General features: G+C 60.4%; 14 protein-coding genes. 10 read left to right on the plus strand and 4 right to left on the minus strand.

Features of this window, described 5'->3' with window-relative positions; all coding sequences use genetic code 11:
• Nucleotides 1-317 precede the first annotated feature (317 nt).
• Nucleotides 318-3,545, minus strand: a complete 3,228-nt coding sequence (locus tag SGN16_RS11825) for an AAA domain-containing protein (RefSeq protein WP_335944117.1) — start codon at nt 3,543-3,545, stop codon at nt 318-320.
• A 260-nt stretch (nt 3,546-3,805) separates the two neighbouring features.
• On the opposite strand from SGN16_RS11825, the gene feaR reads away from it, so the two are divergent.
• The 4 genes from feaR to pqqA all read left to right on the plus strand — a co-directional run bounded on the left by feaR (nt 3,806) and on the right by pqqA (nt 8,183).
• On the plus strand, nt 3,806-4,768 hold the full coding sequence (gene feaR / locus SGN16_RS11830; RefSeq protein ID WP_335944118.1) for a transcriptional regulator FeaR: 963 nt from the start codon (nt 3,806-3,808) through the stop codon (nt 4,766-4,768).
• 172 nt (nt 4,769-4,940) lie between these two features.
• Nucleotides 4,941-7,058 (plus strand): PQQ-dependent dehydrogenase, methanol/ethanol family, encoded by a 2,118-nt coding sequence (locus tag SGN16_RS11835; RefSeq protein ID WP_335944119.1) that lies wholly within the window; start codon nt 4,941-4,943, stop codon nt 7,056-7,058.
• Between the two features lie 86 nt (nt 7,059-7,144).
• On the plus strand, nt 7,145-8,035 hold the full coding sequence (locus SGN16_RS11840) for a transporter (protein ID WP_246883106.1): 891 nt from the start codon (nt 7,145-7,147) through the stop codon (nt 8,033-8,035).
• Between the two features lie 76 nt (nt 8,036-8,111).
• Nucleotides 8,112-8,183 carry a pyrroloquinoline quinone precursor peptide PqqA gene (gene pqqA, locus SGN16_RS11845; protein WP_335944289.1) on the plus strand — a complete coding sequence of 24 codons (72 nt, stop codon included), beginning with the start codon at nt 8,112-8,114 and terminating at the stop codon, nt 8,181-8,183.
• A 110-nt stretch (nt 8,184-8,293) separates the two neighbouring features.
• Here pqqA and SGN16_RS11850 read toward each other — a convergent pair whose 3' ends face one another.
• A complete protein-coding gene (locus SGN16_RS11850) occupies nt 8,294-10,078 on the minus strand; it encodes an IlvD/Edd family dehydratase (protein WP_335944120.1) in 1,785 nt (594 codons plus the stop codon).
• Between the two features lie 41 nt (nt 10,079-10,119).
• A complete protein-coding gene (locus SGN16_RS11855; RefSeq protein ID WP_335944121.1) occupies nt 10,120-11,301 on the minus strand; it encodes a fumarylacetoacetate hydrolase family protein in 1,182 nt (393 codons plus the stop codon).
• A gap of 114 nt (nt 11,302-11,415) precedes the next feature.
• Between SGN16_RS11855 and SGN16_RS11860 the strand changes: the two genes are divergently transcribed.
• The 5 genes from SGN16_RS11860 to SGN16_RS11880 all read left to right on the plus strand — a co-directional run bounded on the left by SGN16_RS11860 (nt 11,416) and on the right by SGN16_RS11880 (nt 17,081).
• Nucleotides 11,416-12,354, plus strand: coding sequence for a LysR family transcriptional regulator (locus SGN16_RS11860; RefSeq protein ID WP_210644208.1), 939 nt, complete (start codon nt 11,416-11,418; stop codon nt 12,352-12,354).
• Between the two features lie 328 nt (nt 12,355-12,682).
• A complete protein-coding gene (locus tag SGN16_RS11865) occupies nt 12,683-14,065 on the plus strand; it encodes an MFS transporter (RefSeq protein WP_335944122.1) in 1,383 nt (460 codons plus the stop codon).
• Nucleotides 14,062-14,802 (plus strand): SDR family oxidoreductase, encoded by a 741-nt coding sequence (locus tag SGN16_RS11870; protein ID WP_335944123.1) that lies wholly within the window; start codon nt 14,062-14,064, stop codon nt 14,800-14,802. The genes SGN16_RS11865 and SGN16_RS11870 overlap by 4 nt, the downstream gene beginning before the upstream one ends.
• A 36-nt stretch (nt 14,803-14,838) precedes the next feature.
• Nucleotides 14,839-15,687, plus strand: a complete 849-nt coding sequence (locus SGN16_RS11875; protein ID WP_335944124.1) for an ureidoglycolate lyase — start codon at nt 14,839-14,841, stop codon at nt 15,685-15,687.
• A 125-nt stretch (nt 15,688-15,812) separates the two neighbouring features.
• Nucleotides 15,813-17,081: an MFS transporter gene (locus SGN16_RS11880; RefSeq protein ID WP_335944125.1), complete on the plus strand. Its 1,269-nt coding sequence runs from the start codon at nt 15,813-15,815 to the stop codon at nt 17,079-17,081.
• A 65-nt stretch (nt 17,082-17,146) separates the two neighbouring features.
• On the opposite strand, the gene SGN16_RS11885 is transcribed toward SGN16_RS11880, so the two are convergent.
• A complete protein-coding gene (locus SGN16_RS11885) occupies nt 17,147-19,198 on the minus strand; it encodes a methyl-accepting chemotaxis protein (protein ID WP_335944126.1) in 2,052 nt (683 codons plus the stop codon).
• 371 nt (nt 19,199-19,569) lie between these two features.
• On the opposite strand from SGN16_RS11885, the gene SGN16_RS11890 reads away from it, so the two are divergent.
• On the plus strand, nt 19,570-21,018 hold the full coding sequence (locus SGN16_RS11890; RefSeq protein WP_210644219.1) for an APC family permease: 1,449 nt from the start codon (nt 19,570-19,572) through the stop codon (nt 21,016-21,018).
• The last annotated feature ends 70 nt before the right edge of the window (nt 21,019-21,088 follow it).

A 21,088-nucleotide genomic window follows, 5' to 3' on the forward strand; every position in this document is an offset into this window, starting at 1 on the left:
ACCGTAAACCCGATCCCAGTTCTTGGCTTGGTGAAAAGTAGCAATGCCGCAAGTGGATCAAGAAATGTCAGTGCCCCCCAGAAAATACGGCTGGCCAAGTAAGCGTCTGGTCCGTATCCATAGTCCCAGAGCAATCCATGGGAAATGTCTGCGTGGATGTGATTTACGGTTGCTATGCACAGGCAACACGCGAACATAATTCTGATGGCCAATGACAATTCTGGCATAGCGTTATCTACCTTGGTGATCTCTACACCCTGCATGGCAATGGGATCGACAGGGAGTCAAAGGTGGCCTCGAATACTCAAGGCCGTTTTTCAGGCTGGCATGTCGGCGGCTATCTGGGAATGGGCGGGAAGCAGATCCATGATCTCGCAGAAGAGAGGGCGCTGCTTCCAGTCATTGCGATCGCCGATCACGTATAGGCGGCGCTTGGCCCGGGTGGCGGCCACGTTGAGGAGATTGGGTCGGGACACTGCCCAATTGCGCGCGCCAGGGTTTTCGCTGTTGCCACCTAAGATGAGGATGATCACTGCGGCTTCCTTGCCTTGCATGGTGTGGATGGTGCCGCGCACGATCTTGTCGGGGAGACGAACCTTGAGCTGGTTGCGTACATCCTGAAAGGGTGTGATGACGGCGATGCTGTCCATCGGCACTCCGTCGGCTTCGAGCACGGTCAGTAGGCGTTCAAGGGCGAGGCCTTCGTTGTCGACCCAGTTGCCGGAGGAGCGACCACTTGCGTGAACCCAGCCGGTGAGCAGACGGGCTGGAGTTTCCTTCGCGGGTGATGGAGCAATGGTGCCGTAGACCATGGCACCGTCATAGGCGATGCGGTTGGCCAGGTCGAACATCGGTTTATCGCAGCGCCGGTGCACCACAAGGGGGAGGCCGACCCAGCATTTCTGGCCTTGGGGGCCGGCCATGCGGCCCCAAGGGGTGGCGCGGTCGGCAAGGGTCTGGGCGGATTGGCGGTTGGGCAGCCAGTGGGCATCGACCTGATAGTGGGTGCGCATGTGTTCAAGCACGGCGTCGGAGACAGTGACGATGGGCTCCAACTGCAGCGGATCACCAACCAGCACGGCGCGGCGTGCGCGCCACAGGGCGCCGACTGCGGCCTGCGGGGTGGCCTGGCCGGCTTCGTCCACCAGCAGCCAGCCGATCTCGCCGCAGCCCAGACTACCGAAGGAACGAGCGAATGAGGCGAAGGTGCTGCTGAGCACCGGTACTATCATGAACAGCGAGGCCCAGGCCGAGCGCACTGCGGCCTGGGACACGCCCTGATAACGGCTGCCAGTCAGCAGGCTGGTAATGAAGGCCAGGTTATTGCCCAGGCGCGAGGCTTCGATCTGGAAGAAAGTGCGGTGTAGCTTCAGCGCCTCAATGAACACCTTGGCCCGGGCCTGACGCCACCCTTCGAGGAGCCAGGGTTCGAGCAATTCTATCTCGCTGCCTCTGCCGAGCTGGCCTTGCGCGAGCCAGGCCAGCAAGTGCTCGGCTCGGCCTGACTGGGCAATGCGGCGGGCCCTGTCGATCTGCAAGGTGGCGTGGCCTATGGCTTCGTTGATCTCTTGTTCGTCCGTGGCCAATTGCCGATTGAGTCCGCTGAGCTGGGCAATGAGTCGTTGCAGTTGGCGTTGGGCACTGTCGAAGGCCTCTTTGGCCAGGGTATGGGCGCTGTCGAGCAAGCGTTGCCGGGCGGCCCAGGCGCGATGAGCGCCCCACAGGCTGAGCAGGTTGGCGAGCAGCCGGGGTTTTTGGGCGAGGTGTGCGTCGAGGGTCTGGAGTTTGAGTTGCAATTGCTCGCGGGCGGACGTGAGCCGTGTTTCCAGCGTAGCTTGATCGTCATTGAGGCTGAGGCGTTGGGTCAGGCGGACCTGACGCTCCTCTTCCTTCTGTCTGATCCGCGCCTTCGCGCTGAGCACACCCTGGATTCGTTCGAGGATGTCGCTGAGTTGAGCGCGCAGCGCCTGTTCGGCATCCTTGGCAGCCAGGTACTGCCCAACAGCGGCACGCCAGAGGACGGCTTTTTCGGCGGGCGTGAGTAGCTTCATCTGCTGGGCCTGCTCGCTCAGCCACTCACGCATGCCCTTGGGCGCTGGCTCGTTGTCCGCTTTCGGGGCATAGAGCATGGGCTCGCCAGTGTACAGGTCTTCGTCCTGTGCTTGGCTGTCGAGCGTATTCAGGTCCAGAGGCGTGGGCTCATCCTCCGGCTTTGCCGCTTTAGGTGGACATTTACCATAGAAGAAACGTTCGACGAACCGGGTGCGTTTGGATTTGCTGCCCAGCGCCGCAGAGATCAGGCCCCAGGCTGGTTTGCCGCTGGTAAGCTCGCCCAGCTCGCTGAAGTACTCGGCATCGGGCAGCCAGGACGGGTCGATTTTGTCGCGCTGGGGCAACTCGAGGGTGACGTTCTCGACGGCACCATTGTTGGAGGAGGCCACCACCATCTCGAAGCCGAACAGGCGCGGGTCGAGCGGGTAGGCGTAGCGCTCGCGTCCGCCGTCGTTGGCGGACTCGCGACCATTCTGAACGAAAGCCTCCGAGGCCTTGCTCAGTGATGCCAACACATCGGCCCGCTGGGTCACCACGGCGGCAATCAGGTCGCGCAGCAGGGTGGTTTTCCCGGTGCCTGGCGGGCCGTTGACGCCCATCACGCCCGTGTCGTTGGCCAGGGTCTGCAGCAGACTGTTGACCGCCAATTGCTGAGAATGCACCAGGCCCAGGTGCCGTTCGGCAGGCCAGCAGCCGGCGGCGTAGCGCGAGGGGGCGAGGCGATCAATCAGCGCCAGGTCCGCGCCGGGTTGGTCGAGGTGCAGCCGCTGGCTGGAGTCGTGCAGGCTCAGGTAGCGGGCCAACGGTTCGCTGGTCTCGCCATGGGCCAGGGCATCGGCCACGTCGGCCAGGTCGCTGAGCAGGAAACTGTTGAGCGGATCGTCTTCCTGTTCGGGCTTGTCCGGGTTGATCGGTGCCGAACGGAAGCGGTGCATGCGCGGCTTGTCGCCGAACAACGCATCGAGCCCCAGTGTCTGGCGGATAAAGTCGGTCATGCCTGCCAGGTCGGCAGCCAAGACCATGCCGGAGAGCTGGCTGTTGGCCTGTTCGCGAAGGAACTCCTGGGTTTCGTCGAAGCCGCGGGTCCAATCTTTGCGGTGGAGGGCGCAGCCGACAAACCACGCTTCGCTGGACAGTACCAGGCTGTCGGCCACCATCATGCCCTGATCGTTGAACTTTAGCGCGAACAGGGCCGACTGCCGACGTTGCGGCTCCTTGTAGCCTTGGTCCGCGCCATAGAGCGCCTCCAACTGGCGGGAGACCTCCAGATTGTCGTAGAGGTGTGCGTAGAGCGTGTGGCTCCATGCGAGCTTGTTCGGCAGACGCTGCCGGCCAAGGGCGTTGGATGGCATCCACGGCAGGATCTGGGCCGAGGCGGGAATGTCTTGAATGTAGGGCTGGTAGTCGCTGTCGCGCTTTTTCAGCTTGGGGACGGCCTGGGGTTGCAAAAGCTCGACGGCGTGCCAGTAGCGCACAATGTTTTGTGGATTCATTTTCGTCCTTGAAAGTGCTTGGGCTTGAGTTCCTGACGGGGAAGGATATCAGGGCTGGTGCTTCAAGGCGCGGCTGGCGCGGGCGATGCTGGCCGTGGACATGTACAAAATCCGTCGCAGGCCAGGCTGGGATAGGCGCTCGCCTGACACCCTACAAGAGATCGCGTAGCAGGCAAACATTGACGTGCTTGCGCTTTATTTAGATAGATAATATGTTAACTAAATAATAACGTACGTCTTGACCTCTTCGAGGTGCATCCATGGGGCCTACCTTTTTCTCCGACAATGCTGCGGCGTTCGAACACTGGAGCGCCTCGTTGCGATCTGCCTGTGGGCGCCTCGCCACAAGACCCTCGCACCACCATGGTTTGTTCATTGGGGATGTTTGCAGGAGGGATTTCGGTGGGTTGGGCATCGCGCATGTCCGGACCAATGCTGGACACATTGCCCGCCTGCACGCCAGTGCCGATCACGGTGATGATCAATATTGCTTTCTGATTTTCCAACGAAGTGGTTGCCAACGTATCCAGCAGATGGGGCAAACGATTGAATTGACTCCCGGTGATCTGGCTTTGGTCGATTCGGCCAAGATTTTTGAAATCGAGCCAGACGGATTGATCGAGAATGTGTCCACTCATCTGCTGCGTAGCACGGTCGAAGAACAACTGAAGGGACGGGCTGTATTTGGTAAGTTGTCACGCAATTGCGTGTCCACGCGGCTGATTCGCACATTGATTCATTCTGTGAGTGATCCGCAATTTTGTGGGAGTGTCAGGTATCCCCAGGAAGATGGAGACGCAATGCAGTCCGCATTGCTGGCGCTTTTGGTGCCCGCGTTGACGGATCAAGCGCAACCACCTGTCATGGGGAGAAAGCTTGAACCGAGCGAGTTGTATCGGCTGGTGATCAAGTTGGTCGATGAACAATTGCAAGAGGCTTCGCTAAGCCCGTCCCATCTGGCACGCCAGTTAAACCTTTCCGTCAGACAGCTGTATCGATTGTTTGAAGAGCAGGGTGAAACGGTAAGCCGCTACATTCAGGGCCAACGCCTGGAGCGCGTTGCGCACGATCTTTGCGCTTACGAGCTCAGTCACGAGTCCATTACGCAGATCGCTTTCAAGTGGGGATTTTTCGACGCTGCTCATTTCAGTCGGGCGTTCAAGCGTCATTTCGGGGTGTCTCCTCGAGATTATCGAATGAATGCCTCGATGGCCGATCAATAAATGCCTCCATCTGGCAAGAAATGCCAAGCCACCTTGTCACGCTCAGTCAAGCGCCCTCGGCGGGCGCCCGCTCTAATCAACTCCAGCCAGTTCAAATTCCAAACCGCTGCTGATGGTGCGTGTGGTGGACTGCCAATAACAACAATAAGTATGAGATTGGAGCATCCTGATCATGAGAACGTTGCCCTTGCCGCTGCTATTGGGGCTGCCTTTGCTGGTGTCCAGTCTGTCCGGATTTGCTGATACACAGCCGTTGGCGGCGCGTGTCGATGGCGTGCGTATCGTTCAGGCAAACAATGAACCTGGCAACTGGATGTCACACGGACGTACCTATGACGAACAACGTTTCAGTCCACTGACCACGATCAATGACAGGAATGTGAAGCAGCTGGGCATGGCCTGGACGCAGAAGCTGGACATCGATCTGGGTACCGAAGCCACCCCGATCGTGGTTGATGGGGTGATGTACACCACGGGGGCGTTCAGCATTGTCTATGCGATTGATGCCGCGACCGGTAAGCGTCTATGGAAGTACGACCCGAAAGTTCCCCCTGAAAACCTCAGCCAGGGTTGCTGCGGGCCGGTCAACCGAGGCGTTGCCGTTTGGAATGGGAAAGTCTATGTCGCAAGTTTTGACGGTCGTCTGATTGCATTGGATGCGGCCACGGGCCAGCCGGTCTGGAGCGTCGACACCATTATTGATCGTAGCAAGAGTTACTCGATTACCGGCGCGCCGCGCATTGTCAAAGGCAAGGTCCTGATCGGTAACGGCGGTGCCGAGTTTGGCGTGCGTGGTTATGTCACCGCTTACGATGCCGAAACGGGCCAGCAAGACTGGCGCTTCTACACTGTGCCGGGCGATCCGAAACTGCCTCCTGAGAACCCTGCCATGGCGATGGCCCTCAAAAGCTGGAAAGGCGACGGTTGGGTCAAGTGGGGCGGTGGTGGCACCGTTTGGGATTCCATGGCCTACGATCCGGAGTTGGATTTGCTGTACATCGGCACTGGCAATGGCTCGCCCTGGAACTATAAATTTCGCACAGACGGCGAGGGTGACAACCTCTTCGTCTCCTCGATTGTCGCGCTGCGGCCAGACAGCGGCGAGTATGTCTGGCATTACCAGGTCACACCCAAGGATCAATGGGACTTCACAGCCACCCAGCATATGATCCTGGCCGACCTTGAAATCGATGGAACGCTGCGCAAGGTCCTGATGCAAGCACCGAAGAACGGCTTCTTTTACGTACTCGACCGTACCAATGGCAAGCTTCTCTCGGCCAAGAATTTTGTTCCGGTCAACTGGGCCAGTGGTATCGATCTACAGAGCGGTCGACCGATTTACACCGGCAAGGCCGATTATTCGACGGGTCCCAAGGTCGTACAGCCGAGCTTTCTGGGCGGACATAACTGGCATCCCATGTCGTTCAATCCCAAAACTGGTTACGTCTATATCCCGGCGCAGTTGACCCTGGCTGAGCTCAAGGCTGCTGAGCGGCCGCAGTTCTTCCCAAACAAGTCGGTGGTCAACTTTGGCCTGGATGTGCCCGACCTGCCTGAAGACCCAAAGCAGCTGAAACCGATCCGCGATGCGTGGTCCGGCGAATTGATCGCCTGGGATCCGGTCAAGCAGAAAGCAGCGTGGAAGCAAGCGTATATCAGCGCGGGAAATGGCGGCACGCTGAGTACCGCCGGAAACCTGGTTTTCCAAGGGACTGCTGATGGGCGAGTGGTTGCCTATAGCGCCGACAAAGGCAAGAAACTTTGGGAGCACAGGGCTAACTCCGGGGTGATGGCCGGGCCGGTCACTTACACCGTCAACGGGGAACAATACGTGGCTTTCTCCGTAGGTTGGGGTGGGATCATCCCGCGTTTGACCGCGCCTTTGACCAACAAGGGCAAGGTACTGGCAGAGTCGCGGGTCATCGCTTTCAAACTCGGGGCCAAGGTTGAGCTGCCACCGGCCAGGACAGCGCCGCCACTGCCGCAGACCGAACTGCAGCTCAAGGCCAGTCCGGAGCATCTGGTCCAGGCACGCTCCATGTTCAATGGCTTGTGTGCCGGCTGCCACGGACTCAACGCCATCGGCGGAGGCGAAGTTCCAGACCTGCGTTATTTGACCATGGACAAGCATGCGGCTTTCCCGGCGTTTCTCAGCGGTGCTCGAATGAGCGGTGGCATGCCGAGCTTTGCCGACATCCTCAAGCCTGACGATATGGAGCTCATCCGTCAGTACCTGGTCAAGCGTACCCACGATTTACAGGCCGAGCTCAAAGACTCCGCCCAACCCTGATCGACATTTAACGACGTCCGGTTGACGGCTCGCACGCGAGCCGTCCGGAAGCTGCTGCCAACAATAAAAATAATGAGGTCCAAGCCATGTCCAATTCCCCGATTCCCGTCGCTGGCTTCGCTATGTCCGGCTTGTGCAAAGTGGCTTCCCTAGCCACCGTCGCCGCACTGTCGTCAGCGGCACTGGCCGATGTAAAGCCTGACCCGGGCGACTATACCGCGTTACCCAAGGGCACCGATGTGGTCGTGCTGTACCAACAGAATCCGCGGGGTGACGAAGTTTATTCGGGCGGCCATAAAGTGGCCGATGACCTTGATTTGAGGATGAATGTGGGGGTACTGAGGCTGATCCATTTCACGGATTTTTTCGGCACCGGATACACCTGGGATCCGCAAATCGTGATCCCTTTCGGCTACCAGGAAGTGGGGTTGAGTGACAGCAAAACCTCTGGCCTGGGAGACATTACCTTCGGCGGTACGCTATGGACCATAGCCGACCTGGAACGTAATGAGCATCTGGGATGGTCGGTATTTTTTACCGCGCCTACCGGCAGTGACAAGGATGAAGGTTTTGCCTTGAGCAACAATCGTTGGGCGGTGGATTTCCAGGTGGGCTACATCAAGGGACTGACAGATAGGATTACCTGGGATGTGATCGCCGAAACCGAGTTCTACAGTGACCAGCGCAGCTCCGATTCGAAAAAAGATCCGCTGATTCAGTTACACAACCATTTGCGTTACAACTTCACCCCAGAGACTTACGCCGCGATTTCGTATCGGCACAATTGGGGGGCGAAGGAAACGCTCGACGGCACCACCCTGGCCACCAGCCATGACAACGGCACGGCAGGTTTCACGGTGGCGACCATGGTCAACAAGCGACTGCAACTGATGGGGCAGGTGATGCGCGATGTGACGGTGCGTGAGGGGGTGAAAATCGATAATTCGCTGCAGTTTCGACTGGCCTATTTCTACTGAGTTGTCAGCGGAAACAGGCCAGGGTGACGATCCTTTCAAAGAGCCAGACCTATTAAACCCTACAGAGGAACTCAATATGTGGACTAAACCAACCTATATCGATATGCGCATTGGTTTCGAAGTGACCATGTACTTTGCCAACCGCTGAAAGCTTTTGGACAGAGTCCAGGTCCAGGCTATCCGACGGTAGACGTCGGATAGCCACCTGGCCCACCTGCCAACGGCACGGTGGCGGGCCAGTTAGCACGCTTGCCCACGTCAGTGGGAATGACGCGGCTCACCACTGCGGGCGATCACTCGCAGATGCAACGTGGCCGGCTCCAGGCAGCCCCCGGTGGACAGCTGTCCCACCAATTGTCGATACAGCTCCTGCCAAGGCGTCTGCGAGGGCGGAATGTTCGGCGTCCATTCGAGTCGGCGCCGGGTCATCTCGGCCTCGTCGATCAGCAGGTTGACGGTGCGGGTGTTCAGGTCGACTTTCAGGCGATCGTTGGTTTTCAGCAATGCCAGGCCGCCACCCACGGCTGCTTCCGGGGACATGTTGAGGATCGATGGGCTTGCCGATGTGCCGCTCTGGCGACCGTCGCCGAGGCAGGGCAGGGAGTCGATGCCTTGTTTGATCAGTGCGGCCGGAGGGGCCATGTTCACCACTTCGGCGCTGCCAGGGTAGCCCACGGTGCCAACGCCGCGGATCACCAGGATGCAGCGCTCGTCGATGTCCAGCGCCGGATCGTCGATCCGGGCGTGGTAGTCCTCCGGTCCTTCGAACACGATGGCGCGGGCTTCGAAGCTATTCTCGGCGCCGGGCTCGGACAGGTAGGTCTTGCGGAATGCTTCGCCCACCACCGACATCTTCATGATCGCGCTGTCGAAGAAATTGCCGCTGAGCACGATGAACCCGGCACGGTGTTTGAGCGGGGTGTCGAAGGGGTAGATTACATCGGCGTTGCTGGTCAGGCTGCTGCGCACGATTTCGCCGATGGTCTTGCCGCTGACTGTGGCGCAGTCTTCATGCAGGCGTCCGGCCTTTTGCAGTTCATGCATGACCGCGGGCACGCCGCCGGCCCGATGGAAACCTTCACCCAGGTATTTGCCCGCCGGCATGCAATTGACCAGCAGCGGCACGTCCTCGCCGATCCGTTGCCAGTCATCCAGGCTCAGCTCGACGCCCATGTGCCGGGCAATGGCGATCAGGTGCGGCGGGCAATTGCTTGAAGCACCGAGGGCCGAGGCGACGGCGATGGCGTTCTCGAAGGCTTCGCGGGTCATGATCTGTGATGGGCGGACGTCTTGCAGCACCAGTTCGCAGATGCGCTTGCCGGTGGCATAGGCCATTTGCCCGCGTTCGCGATAGGGCGCTGGAATGCTCGCGCAACCGGGCAGCGACATGCCCAGGGCTTCGGCCAGGGCGTTCATCGACAAGGCGGTGCCCATGGTGTTGCAGTGGCCCACCGACGGCGATGCGGCGGTGGTCATTTCCATGAAGCCTTCGTAATCGATTTCCCCGGCGGCCATCAGGTTGCGCGCATGCCAGAGCACGGTGCCGGAGCCGATCAGCTCGCCCTTGTGGTGGCCGTCGAACATCGGCCCGCCGGACAGGACAATCGCCGGCAGATCGGTGGTGGCCGCCGCCATCAGGCAGGCCGGGGTGGTTTTGTCGCAACCGGTGGTCAGTACCACGCCGTCCAATGGATAACCGTGCAGAATCTCCACCAGCCCCAGGTAGGCCAGGTTACGGTCCAGTGCCGCGGTGGGCCGGCGCGATTGCTCGGCGATCGGATGCACCGGGAATTCCATGGGAATGCCGCCGGCATCACGGATACCGGCCTTGACCCGTTGCGCCAGTTCCAGGTGATGACGGTTGCAGGGCGTCAGGTCGCTGCCGGTCTGGGCGATGCCGATGATCGGGCGTCCCGATTGCAGCTCCTCGCGGGTCATCCCGTAGTTCATGTAGCGTTCGACATACAGGGCAGTCATGTCCGCATGGGCAGGGTCGTTGAACCATTGCTCGCTGCGCAGGCGGCGTTTTGGCGTGTCAGTCATGATTCATTTCTCTCTTGTAATTAGGCGAATCGGCAAACGGTTCAGCGGGTGAGCAGTCCTCGGGCGGCCAGGTTGCGCAGCAAGGCGCCGACGCCAAAGGTCCAGGGCGCGGCGGCAGAGCTGTGGGTCACCTGGTTATGCAGGCTGCCGAGCAACGGGCTGCTGATACTGACCCGGTCACCCAGTTTGTGGGTGAAACCGCTGCCGGCATGATCACGGTCTGCGGTGGGGGCGAACAGAGTACCCAGAAACAACAGGAACCCATCCGGATATTGGTGATTGGCATTGAGTGTCTGGCCTGCCAGGTCCTGCGGGTCACGGCTGATCTGGCTCATGGAGCTCGAACCGTGCAGCCGGTAACCGTCCTCGCCTTGGACTTCCAGATCGACTACGCAAGCTCGCACATCGTCGAGGCTGAAGCCTTCGTCAAACAGGCGAATGAATGGCCCGATGGCGCAGGACGCATTGTTGTCCTTGGCCTTGCTCAGCAGCAGCGCGCTGCGGCCTTCGAAATCCCGCAGATTGACGTCGTTGCCCAAGGTGGCACCGTGGATCTGGCCGCGGCTGTTCACCGCCAGCACCACTTCCGGTTCCGGATTGTTCCATTGGGAGCCAGGATGAATGCCAATGCGGCTGCCGCTGCCAACGGCGGCCAGGACCGGTGCCTTGGTGAAGATTTCCGCGTCCGGGCCGATGCCGACTTCCAGGTACTGTGACCACATGCCTTGTTCGATGAGCCAGGCTTTCAGGCGCATGGCCTGCTCGGAGCCCGGCACGATCGAGCGCAAATTGTCGCCGATCACGCTGTGCACGGTGGCACGCACCGCTTCGGCTCTTGCCGCGTCACCGCCGGCCTGTTCCTCGATCACCCGCTCGATCATGCTGGCGGCGAAGGTCACGCCGGCGGCCTTGATCACTTGCAGATCCAGGGGGGGCAACAGCGACGGTTTGGACGGGTCGGCATCGAGGCCGGTGTTGGCCAGCAGGGCTTGGACGCTGGCGATGAAGGTGCCAGGCGTCTGCCGCACGGCGACCAGGGGCGATTCGGTTTCCAGCAAGTCACTCAAGGTCGCAAAGCGATCCGACAGATCGAACACACCGTCGCTGCGCAACACGATGGGCGAAGGCCCGGCGATCCGGCCAGGCACCCAGGCGCGGCCAATCAGGGTACCGGCCACGCCATCGACGGGCAGGGTGTTCTCGGGAGTAAGCATCAGCGACATGGGCAGTCTTCCTGGTTCGTAAAGCTTTCAAGCTAGGGTGCGCTGCTGATGAACTCCAATGAGATATATTCAGTATCTGATAACGTCCGGTTATTGCCTCATCGAGGATTGCCCATGTCCGACCTGTCTTTCTCCAGTTTTTGCGGCTGGCTCAAATTCCGCCATCTGCTGCTGATCGATACCTTGGGGCGCACCTGCAACATGCATTTGGCGGCCGAGCAGATGAACCTCAGCCAGCCGGCCGTGAGCAAGATGCTCAAGGAAATCGAAAGCCTGCTCGGCTTCGCTCTGTTCGAACGTCGACCCCGGAGCATGCCACCCACCGCATTGGGTGAACATGTGCTGCGTTACGCGCAGATCGCCTTGAATGACGCACGTTCGTTCGTTGAACAAATCAGCAGCCTGCGCGAAGGAGGCCATGGCTACCTCAAGGTCGGCGGGATCTTCGCCGCCACGGCGGTGGCCTTGCCCGAGGCGATCCTGCAGATCAAGCAACGCTGGCCGTTGCTGTCCATTGAAGTCGTCGAGCAGACCAGTAATCACCTGATGGAGATGCTCGAAGAGAAGAAGCTCGATCTGGCGGTGGCACGCTTTACCGACCAAAGCCAGCAACAGCGCTATGACTTCCAGGCGCTGGCCCCGGAACCGTTCTGCATCGTGGTCAACAGCCAGCATCCGCTGGCGAACGCCGGGCCGACGGCCCTTCAGCAACTGGTGGACCTGCCGTGGATTCTCTACCCGGTCGGCACGCCGATCCGCGCTCGCATGGAACTGGCCTTTGCCGAAGCCGGGGTGGGGATGCCGCGCAACACCATCGACACCATTTCCATGCAGACCTTCCTCCAGGTGCTGCAACGCGGGCCCATGATCGGCATGCTGCCCAATGCCATGGTCGATCCGCTGCTCGAAAGCGGCCAGCTCAAGACCCTCGACACCCCCTTGCACCTGGTGCCACAGGACTACGGCATCCTCACGCGGAAGGATGAGCCGCTGGTGGGCGCGGCACTGGAGTTCGCCGAGATCCTCAAGGACAACGCCCGTCTGAGCCGTTGAATGTGCCGCCGCTATCGCGAGCAAGCGCGTTCCCACAAGGGGGCGGGCGTGTCGCGGATATTTCAGTCAACACGAAACAACGGTGGGAGCGAGCTTGCTCGCGATGGCGCAGGATCAGCCAGCGCCGAACCTGTGGCGAGAGAGCTTGCTCCCGCTGGGCTGCGCAGTAGCTCCCCTTGCCAAACCCCGGCTTCGATAACAGTACGTTATCGACTAATCCAAAAATGCCATTGGGAAAGAATCGATCCCCGACAGTAGAGTCCTCGTTCAATCGCCGGATGATTCGCTCATTCGACGTGACCCAATAAAAACAATCAGGGGTTACCTCATGCAAACCATCTCCGAGCAGTTGCCCGCCCAGGCGCAAGCTGGCGAGCTCGATTTTGAAGACCGGACCTACCGCAAGGTCATCTGGCGGATCCTGCCAGTCCTGCTCTTGTGCTACATGGCGGCCTACCTCGACCGGGTGAACATCGGTTTCGCCAAGCTCGACATGCTCAACGAGCTGCAATTCAGCAACACTGTGTATGCCTTGGGCGCCAGTATGTTTTTCTGGGGCTATTTCCTTTTCGAAGTCCCCAGCAACCTGTTGCTGCATCGCTTTGGCGCGCGGTTCTGGATTGCCCGGATCATGCTGACCTGGGCGCTGGTCTCCATGGCCGTCGCCTACACCGTGCCGCTGGCGGGGTTCTTCCACATCGAATCGAGCAGCATGTTCTACGTGCTGCGCTTTCTGTTGGGCATCTGTGAAGCCGGTTTTTTCCCCGGTGTGATCCTGTACCTCAATTACTGGTTTCCCACCCATCGGCAAAGCCGGGTGATGTCTGGTTTCCTGCTGGCCTTGCCGGTCAGCCTGACCCTGGGCGGCATACTTTCCGGTTGGCTGATGAACAGCATGCAAGGGGTGCATGGCTTGTCCGGCTGGCAATGGATGCTGCTCATCGAGGGTATTCCTTCGATCATCATGGCGTTCGTGGTGATCGTCTGCCTGGCGGACAACATCGATAAAGCCAAATGGCTGAGCATTGCGGAAAAAGCCATGCTCAAGGCCAATCTGCACACCGATAACCAGGGCAAGGCCACACGCTTGAGCGAAGTGTTTTTCAACCCGCGGGTGTGGTTGCTGGTGCTGATTCTGCTGACCTTCAACACTGGCTTCTACGGCCTGGCGTTCTGGATGCCCTCGATCATCAAGAGCACGGGTATCACCAACAGTTTGCACATCGGCTTGCTGACCGCCATCCCATACTCGGTGGCGATCGTGGCGATGCTGCTCAATGCACGACATTCCAATCGCACCGGTGAGCGGCGTCTGCACGCGGCCATTCCCGCCTTCATCGGTGGCGCCGGCCTGATCCTCAGTGCCTTCTTCGCCGATAACCTGGTGTTGTCCGTGCTCTTTCTCAGTGTCTCCGCCTCGGGCATCCTCAGCCTGATGCCGATTTTCTGGACCTTGCCCGGGACCGTGCTCTCGGGTGTCGCTGCCGCGGCCGGCATCGGCATGATCAATGCCATCGGCAACCTGTCGGGTTTCACCGGTTCGATGATCACCGCCGTGGCGGAAAACCTTACCGGCAATATCAACAACGGCACCTATGTGCTGGCCCTGTGTCTGTTGGTCAGTGGCGGGCTGATCCTGGCCATTCCCGCATCGATGCTCGGCAGGACAGCGAAAAACGTGGTCACCCCGGCAAACCTGGAGGTCGCATGAACCTGCAGAACAAACGGGTGCTGGTCACCGCTGCGGGGCAGGGCATTGGCCTGGCCAGCGCCGTGGCCTTCGCCCGGGCCGGTGCCGAGGTGTTTGCCAGTGACATCGACATCCATGCCCTGGCGGGCATCGAAGGGATCACCGCCATCACCCTGGATGTCACGTCGGCCACTGCCATCAGCGCCGCCTGCGAACGCATTGGTGGGCTGGACGTGTTGTTCAACTGCGCCGGTTACGTGCACAGCGGCAACATCCTCGAATGCGACGAAGTCGCCTGGGCGCGTTCGCTGGATCTCAATGTCACGGCCATGTACCGGACGATCCGCGCATTCTTGCCGGGCATGCTGGCGCGGGGTGGCGGTTCTATCATCAACATGTCGTCGGTGGCCTCCAGCCTCAAAGGTGTGCCGAACCGTTTTGCCTATGCGGCCAGCAAGGCGGCCGTGGTGGGCCTGACGAAGGCCGTTGCCATCGACTTTGTCACTCAGGGCATCCGTTGTAACGCGATATGCCCGGGTACCGTGGACTCTCCGTCACTGCGTCAGCGCATCGCCGTCCAGGCCGCGCAACAAGGCGTGGATGAGGCACAGGTCTACCGGCAATTCCTTGAACGCCAGCCCATGGGCCGTATCGGCAGTACCGAAGAAATCGCCCAGTTGGCCTTGTATCTGGGCAGCGATGCGTCGAGCTACACCACCGGTGGCGTGCATGTCATCGACGGCGGCATGAGTATCTGAACCCATGCCCACTTTGAATTTGAACAGGAGCACTCCATGAAACTGTTGCGTTACGGCGAAAAAGGTTCGGAGAAGCCCGGCCTGTTGGATGCCGATCATCAGATCCGTGATCTGTCGGGCCACGTACCGGATATCGCCGGGCAGGTCCTGAGTCCGGACAGCCTGGCAGCGCTCGCCGCCCTCGACCCGCGCAGCCTGCCGGTCGTTGCCGGCCAACCCCGGATTGGTGCCTGTGTCGGACAGGTCGGCAAATTTATCTGCATCGGCCTGAACTACGCCGACCATGCGGCCGAGTCGAATATGGAGGTGCCGAAAGAGCCGATCATCTTCAACAAGTGGACCAGCGCCATCTGCGGCCCGAACGACGACATCCAGATCCCGCGCGGCTCACTCAAGACCGACTGGGAAGTCGAGCTGGGCGTGGTCATCGGTAAAGGCGGGCGCTACATCGATGAAGCGAACGCCATGGAACATGTCGCTGGCTACTGCGTCATTAACGACGTGTCGGAGCGCGAGTGGCAACTGGAGCGCGGTGGCACCTGGGACAAGGGCAAAGGCTTCGACACCTTTGGCCCCCTTGGCCCATGGCTGGTGACCCGGGACGAAATCGCTGATCCCCATGATCTGGATCTCTGGCTGGAGGTCGACGGACACCGCTATCAGAACGGCAATACCCGGACGCTGATCTTCAGCGTGCCGCAACTGATTGCCTACCTGAGCCGCTGCATGAGCCTGCAACCGGGCGATGTGATTTCGACCGGCACACCACCCGGTGTGGGCTTGGGCATCAAGCCTCAGCCGGTTTTCCTGCGTCCGGGCCAGACCCTGCGCTTGGGGATCGCAGGGTTGGGTGAACAACGTCAGGTCACGGTGCAAGCGGACTGATCCAACCTTCTTCGGCATTGGCGGGAAGGAACCCGGCAGCGAGGCAAGCTGTCTCGTTGTAGGGGAGCACCCTCAATTTCTGATGCGCTCTCTGGCATCATGGATGTCCATTATTTTGGGACTGTGTGCTCGCCGAGGCCGATGTGGATCAAAACCGTCGTAACGACCTTTCCCTGGATAGTGTGAATTTCTTCCTCGCCGATGTGCGCGACGGGCTGGGTCCTTACCTGGCGATCTATTTGTTGGCGGTGCATCGTTGGGACCCGGCCAGCATTGGCGTGGTAATGACTGTGGCGGCTATCGTCGGGCTCATTGCCCAGGCGCCCGCCGGCGCATTGATCGACCGGGTGCGCAGCAAGCGCGCCGTGGTGGCCGCTGCGGCATTGCTGGTGACGCTGGGTTGCCTGGTGCTGCCATTCACCTCTTCGTTCGGCCTGGTGGCATTGACCCAGGCGCTCAGCGCCGTGGCGGCCTCGGTGTTCGCCCCGGCCATTGCCGCGATTTCCCTGGGTATTACCGGCCCGCGGGCCTTCACCCGGCGCACTGGTCGCAACGAGACGTTCAACCATGCGGGCAACGCCTGTGCAGCGTTGCTGGCCGGTGGGTTCGCCTGGCTGTTCGGCCCTATCGCGGTGTTCTACCTGATGGCGGCGATGGCACTGGCCAGCGTCGTGGCGGTCAGTTGCGTGTCCGCCAAGGCCATCGACCATGACGTGGCGCGCGGCCTGGTGGCCGGTCAGTCGCTCCAGGGGCCGGTGCCCTCGGCACTGCGGGTGTTGCTGGATAACCGCACGCTCTTGTTGTTCGCCCTGTGCTGCGGGCTGTTTCACCTGGCGAATGCGGCGATGCTCACCCTGGTCAGTCAGAAGCTTGCCCTGGCCAATGCGCACCTGGCCACGCCGCTGACCTCGGCGTGTATCGTCGCGGCGCAACTGGTGATGGTGCCCATGGCCTGGCTGGTCGGCACCAAGGCCGATGACTGGGGTCGCAAGCCACTACTGCTGGCCGGTTTCCTGATCCTGCCGATTCGCGGCGTGCTGTATGTACTCTCGGACGATCCTTACTGGCTGGTGGCGGTGCAACTGCTGGACGGCGTCGGCGCCGGGCTGTTTGGCGCGCTGTTCCCTTTGGTGGTCAAGGACCTGACCCAGGGCACCGGGCGTTTCAACGTCAGCCTCGGTGTGCTGTCGACGGTGTTCGGCCTGGGTGCCGCGCTGAGCAACAGCCTGGCTGGCTTCGTGGTGCAAGGGGCCGGCTACAGCGCTGCGTTCCTGACGCTGGCGGCGATTGCGGCATTGGCATTTGGGCTGCTGCTGGCCTTGCCGGAGACCTTCAGGCCAAGTCGTGCTTCCCAGTCCGGTTCCGTTCCCGCGTCTGACTGGGAAAGCGCCTGAGTGTCTCGCATCGGGTTTCAGTCGTTAGCCGCCGTGCGCGCTCGCATGACGGCATCCGTCAGTCCTTAGATACGGAAATGCCCCACCAGGTGCTGCTGATGGTTGGCCATGGCATGCAGCGAATGGCTGGTCTGTGATGCTTCCTGCATCTGGCCAGTCAGTGTTTCGCTGATGCTTCGAATGTCACTGACGCGACGGCTGATGTCTTCCACGACTGAACTTTGCTCCAGGGAGGCGCTGGCGATCTGCTGGTTCATTTGTTCGATCAACTCCACGGCGTCGGTGATGTGTTGCAGCGCCCCTTGGGTTTGTTCGACTTGAATGACGCTGCCCCGGGCCAGTTCGCGGCTCAGTTGGGTGCTGTGCACCACGTCTTGGCTCAGCTGTTGCAACGCCTCGATCACCGTGCGTATCTGCTCGACCGAGTTCTGGGTGTTGCTGGCCAAGTGTCGAACTTCGTCAGCCACCACCGCGAAGCCACGACCCTGTTCACCCGCCCTGGCTGCTTCGATGGCGGCATTCAAGGCCAGCAGGTTGGTCTGCTGGGCGATGGCGCAGATGACGTCCAGGACCTGGTTGATTTGTTGGCTATTTTCCGCCAACACCTTCACCTGTCCGAGTGTCGTTTCCAGGCGCCGGTCGAGGGTATCGATGCTATTGACGGCGTTGGCGAACAATTCCCGGCCTGATCGGCTGGCATTTTCGGCGACGGTGGCAGCGTCTGCCGCTTGGTGAGAGTGGCGGGCGACTTGCTGGGCGCTGGTACTCATTTCATGCAGTGCGGTGGCGGCCAGTTCGACTTCCTGATACTGCTTGTGCATGCCCGCACTGACCTCCCGGGCCACCCGCGCAGAGGTGTCGGCGGTGTCCCGGGTATCCAGGGAAGCCTGCTGGATATCTCGGATGATGGGCTGCAATTTGTCGAGAAAGCGATTGAACCCACTGGCCAGTTGGCCCAGTTCATCGCGGCGATCATTGGGCAGTCGCTGGGTGAGGTCACCGTCGCCCTCGACAATGGCATCGAGCATATGAGCCACACTGAGCAGCGGTCGGGTCACCCCGTAGGCGGTCAGCCAGATCAGCAATAATCCCAGGCCGCTGGCCAACAATCCCAGGCTGAGGTTGAACCAATTCGCTTGGCGACTCTTGTCATCCAACCGGGCCTGCATTTGCAGGGCCGGTGCCTGAACCAGCGCTTCGGGTACGCGTATCTGCAACTGCCAAGGAGCATTTTGCGTGACGGTTTGCACCGCTTGCCGCACGTCGATGGAGCTGCCCGATACGCTGCCGCTGTGGCCGGCTATTTGGCCGGACGGGGAAAGAATGTTGATTTCGCTGTGGCCGGGATACAGGTCCGCGGCAAGGCTGGCGGCGAGTTTCTGCAGGGTATCGAGGCTGATGTCCATGCCTACGACGCCGATGGCTTTGCCCTTATCCATCAGCGGCACCGAAATGCTGCTCATCAGGGTTTTCTGGCCTTCGACCTCAACCGCATAAGGCTCTGTCACGCAGGTGCGCTCCTGAGTCTGTGGGCAGACGTACCAGGCGTTTGCCGGTTCGCTACCCGCCGGCGCCTCATTGGCGAAGATCTGTGCTTCGCTGAGCACTTGCTGAACCAGGTTTCCAGGCTGGCTTTGCGACCAATACAGGGAAAAACGACCTTGTTCGTTACTGGCCAGGTCACGTTGTCCCGCAAACGCCGAATCCTTACCGGCCAGCGCGTCGGGCAGCAGCACGACGTACAGGCCGAGGATCTTCTCGCGACTGAGCAGTGTTTGGCGGGTCACGCTGATCAGGTCCTGACGCAATTGCTCGGCGGTCAACCGCCCGTTCTGGGCCTGGGCGCGCAGTTGCAGGACCTGTTGGGCAAACCCTTCCCCATACAGGGCGGTTTCGCTGAAAAACCGTTCCACCCGCTGACCGTGAGCGAAGGCCTGGGCCTGTAGACCTTCCAGGGCCGATTGCCCAAGCAACTGGCTGCTCTGCAATTTCAACAGCTTGGCACCCTGTTGATTCTGGTACAGGGTCGCGCCAGTCAACGCGCCGACGACGGCCAGCAGGGACAGCCCACTCAAGAGAGTGATGCGCCATTGGATAGTGAGGCGAGTGAAAAGCATGTCGAGATTCCTGCGCCTGGGGCTCCAGGCCGCGCGGGCCAAGACCTGTGCAGGCGTTGGAAGGGCGCGACCCATTTGATTTTTATTGTTCTGCGACCGGCACCGGGGTTGAAGGGCGGGCAAGGCTATCTTGCGCGAGGAAGAGCCGGCCAGTTAGCCCGAATCGGCAACAACGGTCGTGTTGCCTGACATGGCGGTGGTCCACTTTGGGGCGTCGTCGGGGATGCTGCCGATTTGGGATAGCGAAGGGTTTTGGCCAAGGCATAGGATCGAATCCAGCGTGCAACCAAAACAATAAGCGTCTGGAACGCGGTGAAGCTGGCCGCGGCCCGATCCTACAGCGACTGCCTCATACAATAAGGTCAAGAGAAATGAGTGTGTCTTTCCCGATCAGCAACTCTACGGAGTTGAAGCGAGGCGCCCTGGGCGTTGGCTTCATTATTTTCTTTGTGATTTCGGCGGCGAGTCCACTGAGTGTCATCGCCGGGGGCTTTCCCATTGGCATCATGCTGGGTAATGGCGCTGGCACGCCGGCCTTGCTGATCCTGGCGCTACTGGTGCTACTGGCGTTCTCGGTGGGGTACACCGCCATGTCCCGGCACCTGACCAACGCCGGCGGTTTCTACGCGTTCACCGCCCGTGGCCTGGGTGGCCTGGCCGGTGGTGCGGCGGGGGTGTTGGCGATGTTTGCCTACAACATTCTCCAGGTTGGCCTGTACGGCATGTTCGGCGGCGTCGTCAGCGGCACCATGGCCAGCGTCTTCGGCGTGGAGTTGCCATGGTGGTGTTATTCGCTCCTGGCGATGGCGAGCGTGGCGATTCTCGGTTATCGCAAGATCGACCTGTCTGCCCGGGTGCTGTCGGTGATGGTGATTGCCGAGTACCTGGCCATCCTGGTACTGGATTTCGCCATTCTCAGAACCGGTGGCGACAGTGGCATCAATCTCGATTCCTTCGACCGCAGCCATGTGTTCAGTGGGACGCCTTCTATCGGCTTGCTGTTCTGTTTCGCCGCTTTTATCGGCTTTGAGGCCACCACCATTTACGGTGAGGAAGCCAAGAATCCGCACCGTACCATTCCGATTGCAACCTACAGCTCGGTATTGTTGATCGGTGGTTTCTACGCCTTGTCGGTCTGGTCGATGGTGGTGGGTGTGGGGGCAGACAAGATCGTTCCGATGCTGCAAGCCCTGCAGGATCCCACCACGTTCATTTATGGCATGTCCGATCATTTTGTCGGCCCGCAACTGACCCAGATCATCCGGGTGCTGTTCATGGTCAGTATCTACGCCGGGCTGTTGGCGTTTCACAATGCCGCCGCACGTTACTTCTATGCCATCGGGCGTGACGGTCTGTTGCCCCGCCAACTGGGCACTACCCACCGCGTCCACCAGAGCCCGCACATGGGTTCGGCGCTGCAAAGTCTGATCGCTGCCGTGGTCGTACTGATTTTCGCCGCGTTGGATGCCGATCCGATCCTGCAACTGTTCGCCTGGTTCTCCAACCTGGCCACGCTGTGCGTGATTCTGCTCATGGCGCTGACCTCGGCTGCGGTGTTTGTCTACTTTCGTGCCCACCCGGAACTCAAGCTTGGCGTTCTGCGCGGCCAAGTCTTGCCCGGCTTCTCCTGCCTGGCGTTGGTGGCAGTCCTGATACTTGCTGTGATGCATTTCGATGTGCTGACCGGCGCCAGCAAACTCTTGTCCTATGCCCTTTGCGCCGTCATTCCCGCGGCACTGATCGGCGGCCTGTTACTCGCCGCCCGGCTGCGCAAGGTCTCGCCCGAGCGATTCATGGCCCTGGGCAGCCACAAGCTCTAGCCCCAGGGCATCACGCGGCACTGTTCAACTCTCACGAAATACCGATCCACGCTGTTCGGGACGGCCCGTC

Origin of the sequence: Pseudomonas sp. G166, assembly GCF_037027455.2 — a bacterium.
Taxonomy (GTDB): Bacteria; Pseudomonadota; Gammaproteobacteria; order Pseudomonadales; family Pseudomonadaceae; genus Aquipseudomonas.

Bases quoted from the DNA above. Each gene is read 5' to 3' on its own strand.
- SGN16_RS11825 (WP_335944117.1), bottom strand. From the start codon at position 3,545: ATGAATCCACAAAACATTGTGCGCTACTGGCACGCCGTCGAGCTTTTG.
- feaR (WP_335944118.1), top strand. From the start codon at position 3,806: ATGGGGCCTACCTTTTTCTCCGACAATGCTGCGGCGTTCGAACACTGG.
- SGN16_RS11835 (WP_335944119.1), top strand. From the start codon at position 4,941: ATGAGAACGTTGCCCTTGCCGCTGCTATTGGGGCTGCCTTTGCTGGTG.
- SGN16_RS11840 (WP_246883106.1), top strand. From the start codon at position 7,145: ATGTCCAATTCCCCGATTCCCGTCGCTGGCTTCGCTATGTCCGGCTTG.
- SGN16_RS11850 (WP_335944120.1), bottom strand. From the start codon at position 10,078: ATGACTGACACGCCAAAACGCCGCCTGCGCAGCGAGCAATGGTTCAAC.
- SGN16_RS11855 (WP_335944121.1), bottom strand. From the start codon at position 11,301: ATGTCGCTGATGCTTACTCCCGAGAACACCCTGCCCGTCGATGGCGTG.
- SGN16_RS11860 (WP_210644208.1), top strand. From the start codon at position 11,416: ATGTCCGACCTGTCTTTCTCCAGTTTTTGCGGCTGGCTCAAATTCCGC.
- SGN16_RS11865 (WP_335944122.1), top strand. From the start codon at position 12,683: ATGCAAACCATCTCCGAGCAGTTGCCCGCCCAGGCGCAAGCTGGCGAG.
- SGN16_RS11870 (WP_335944123.1), top strand. From the start codon at position 14,062: ATGAACCTGCAGAACAAACGGGTGCTGGTCACCGCTGCGGGGCAGGGC.
- SGN16_RS11875 (WP_335944124.1), top strand. From the start codon at position 14,839: ATGAAACTGTTGCGTTACGGCGAAAAAGGTTCGGAGAAGCCCGGCCTG.
- SGN16_RS11885 (WP_335944126.1), bottom strand. From the start codon at position 19,198: ATGCTTTTCACTCGCCTCACTATCCAATGGCGCATCACTCTCTTGAGT.
- SGN16_RS11890 (WP_210644219.1), top strand. From the start codon at position 19,570: ATGAGTGTGTCTTTCCCGATCAGCAACTCTACGGAGTTGAAGCGAGGC.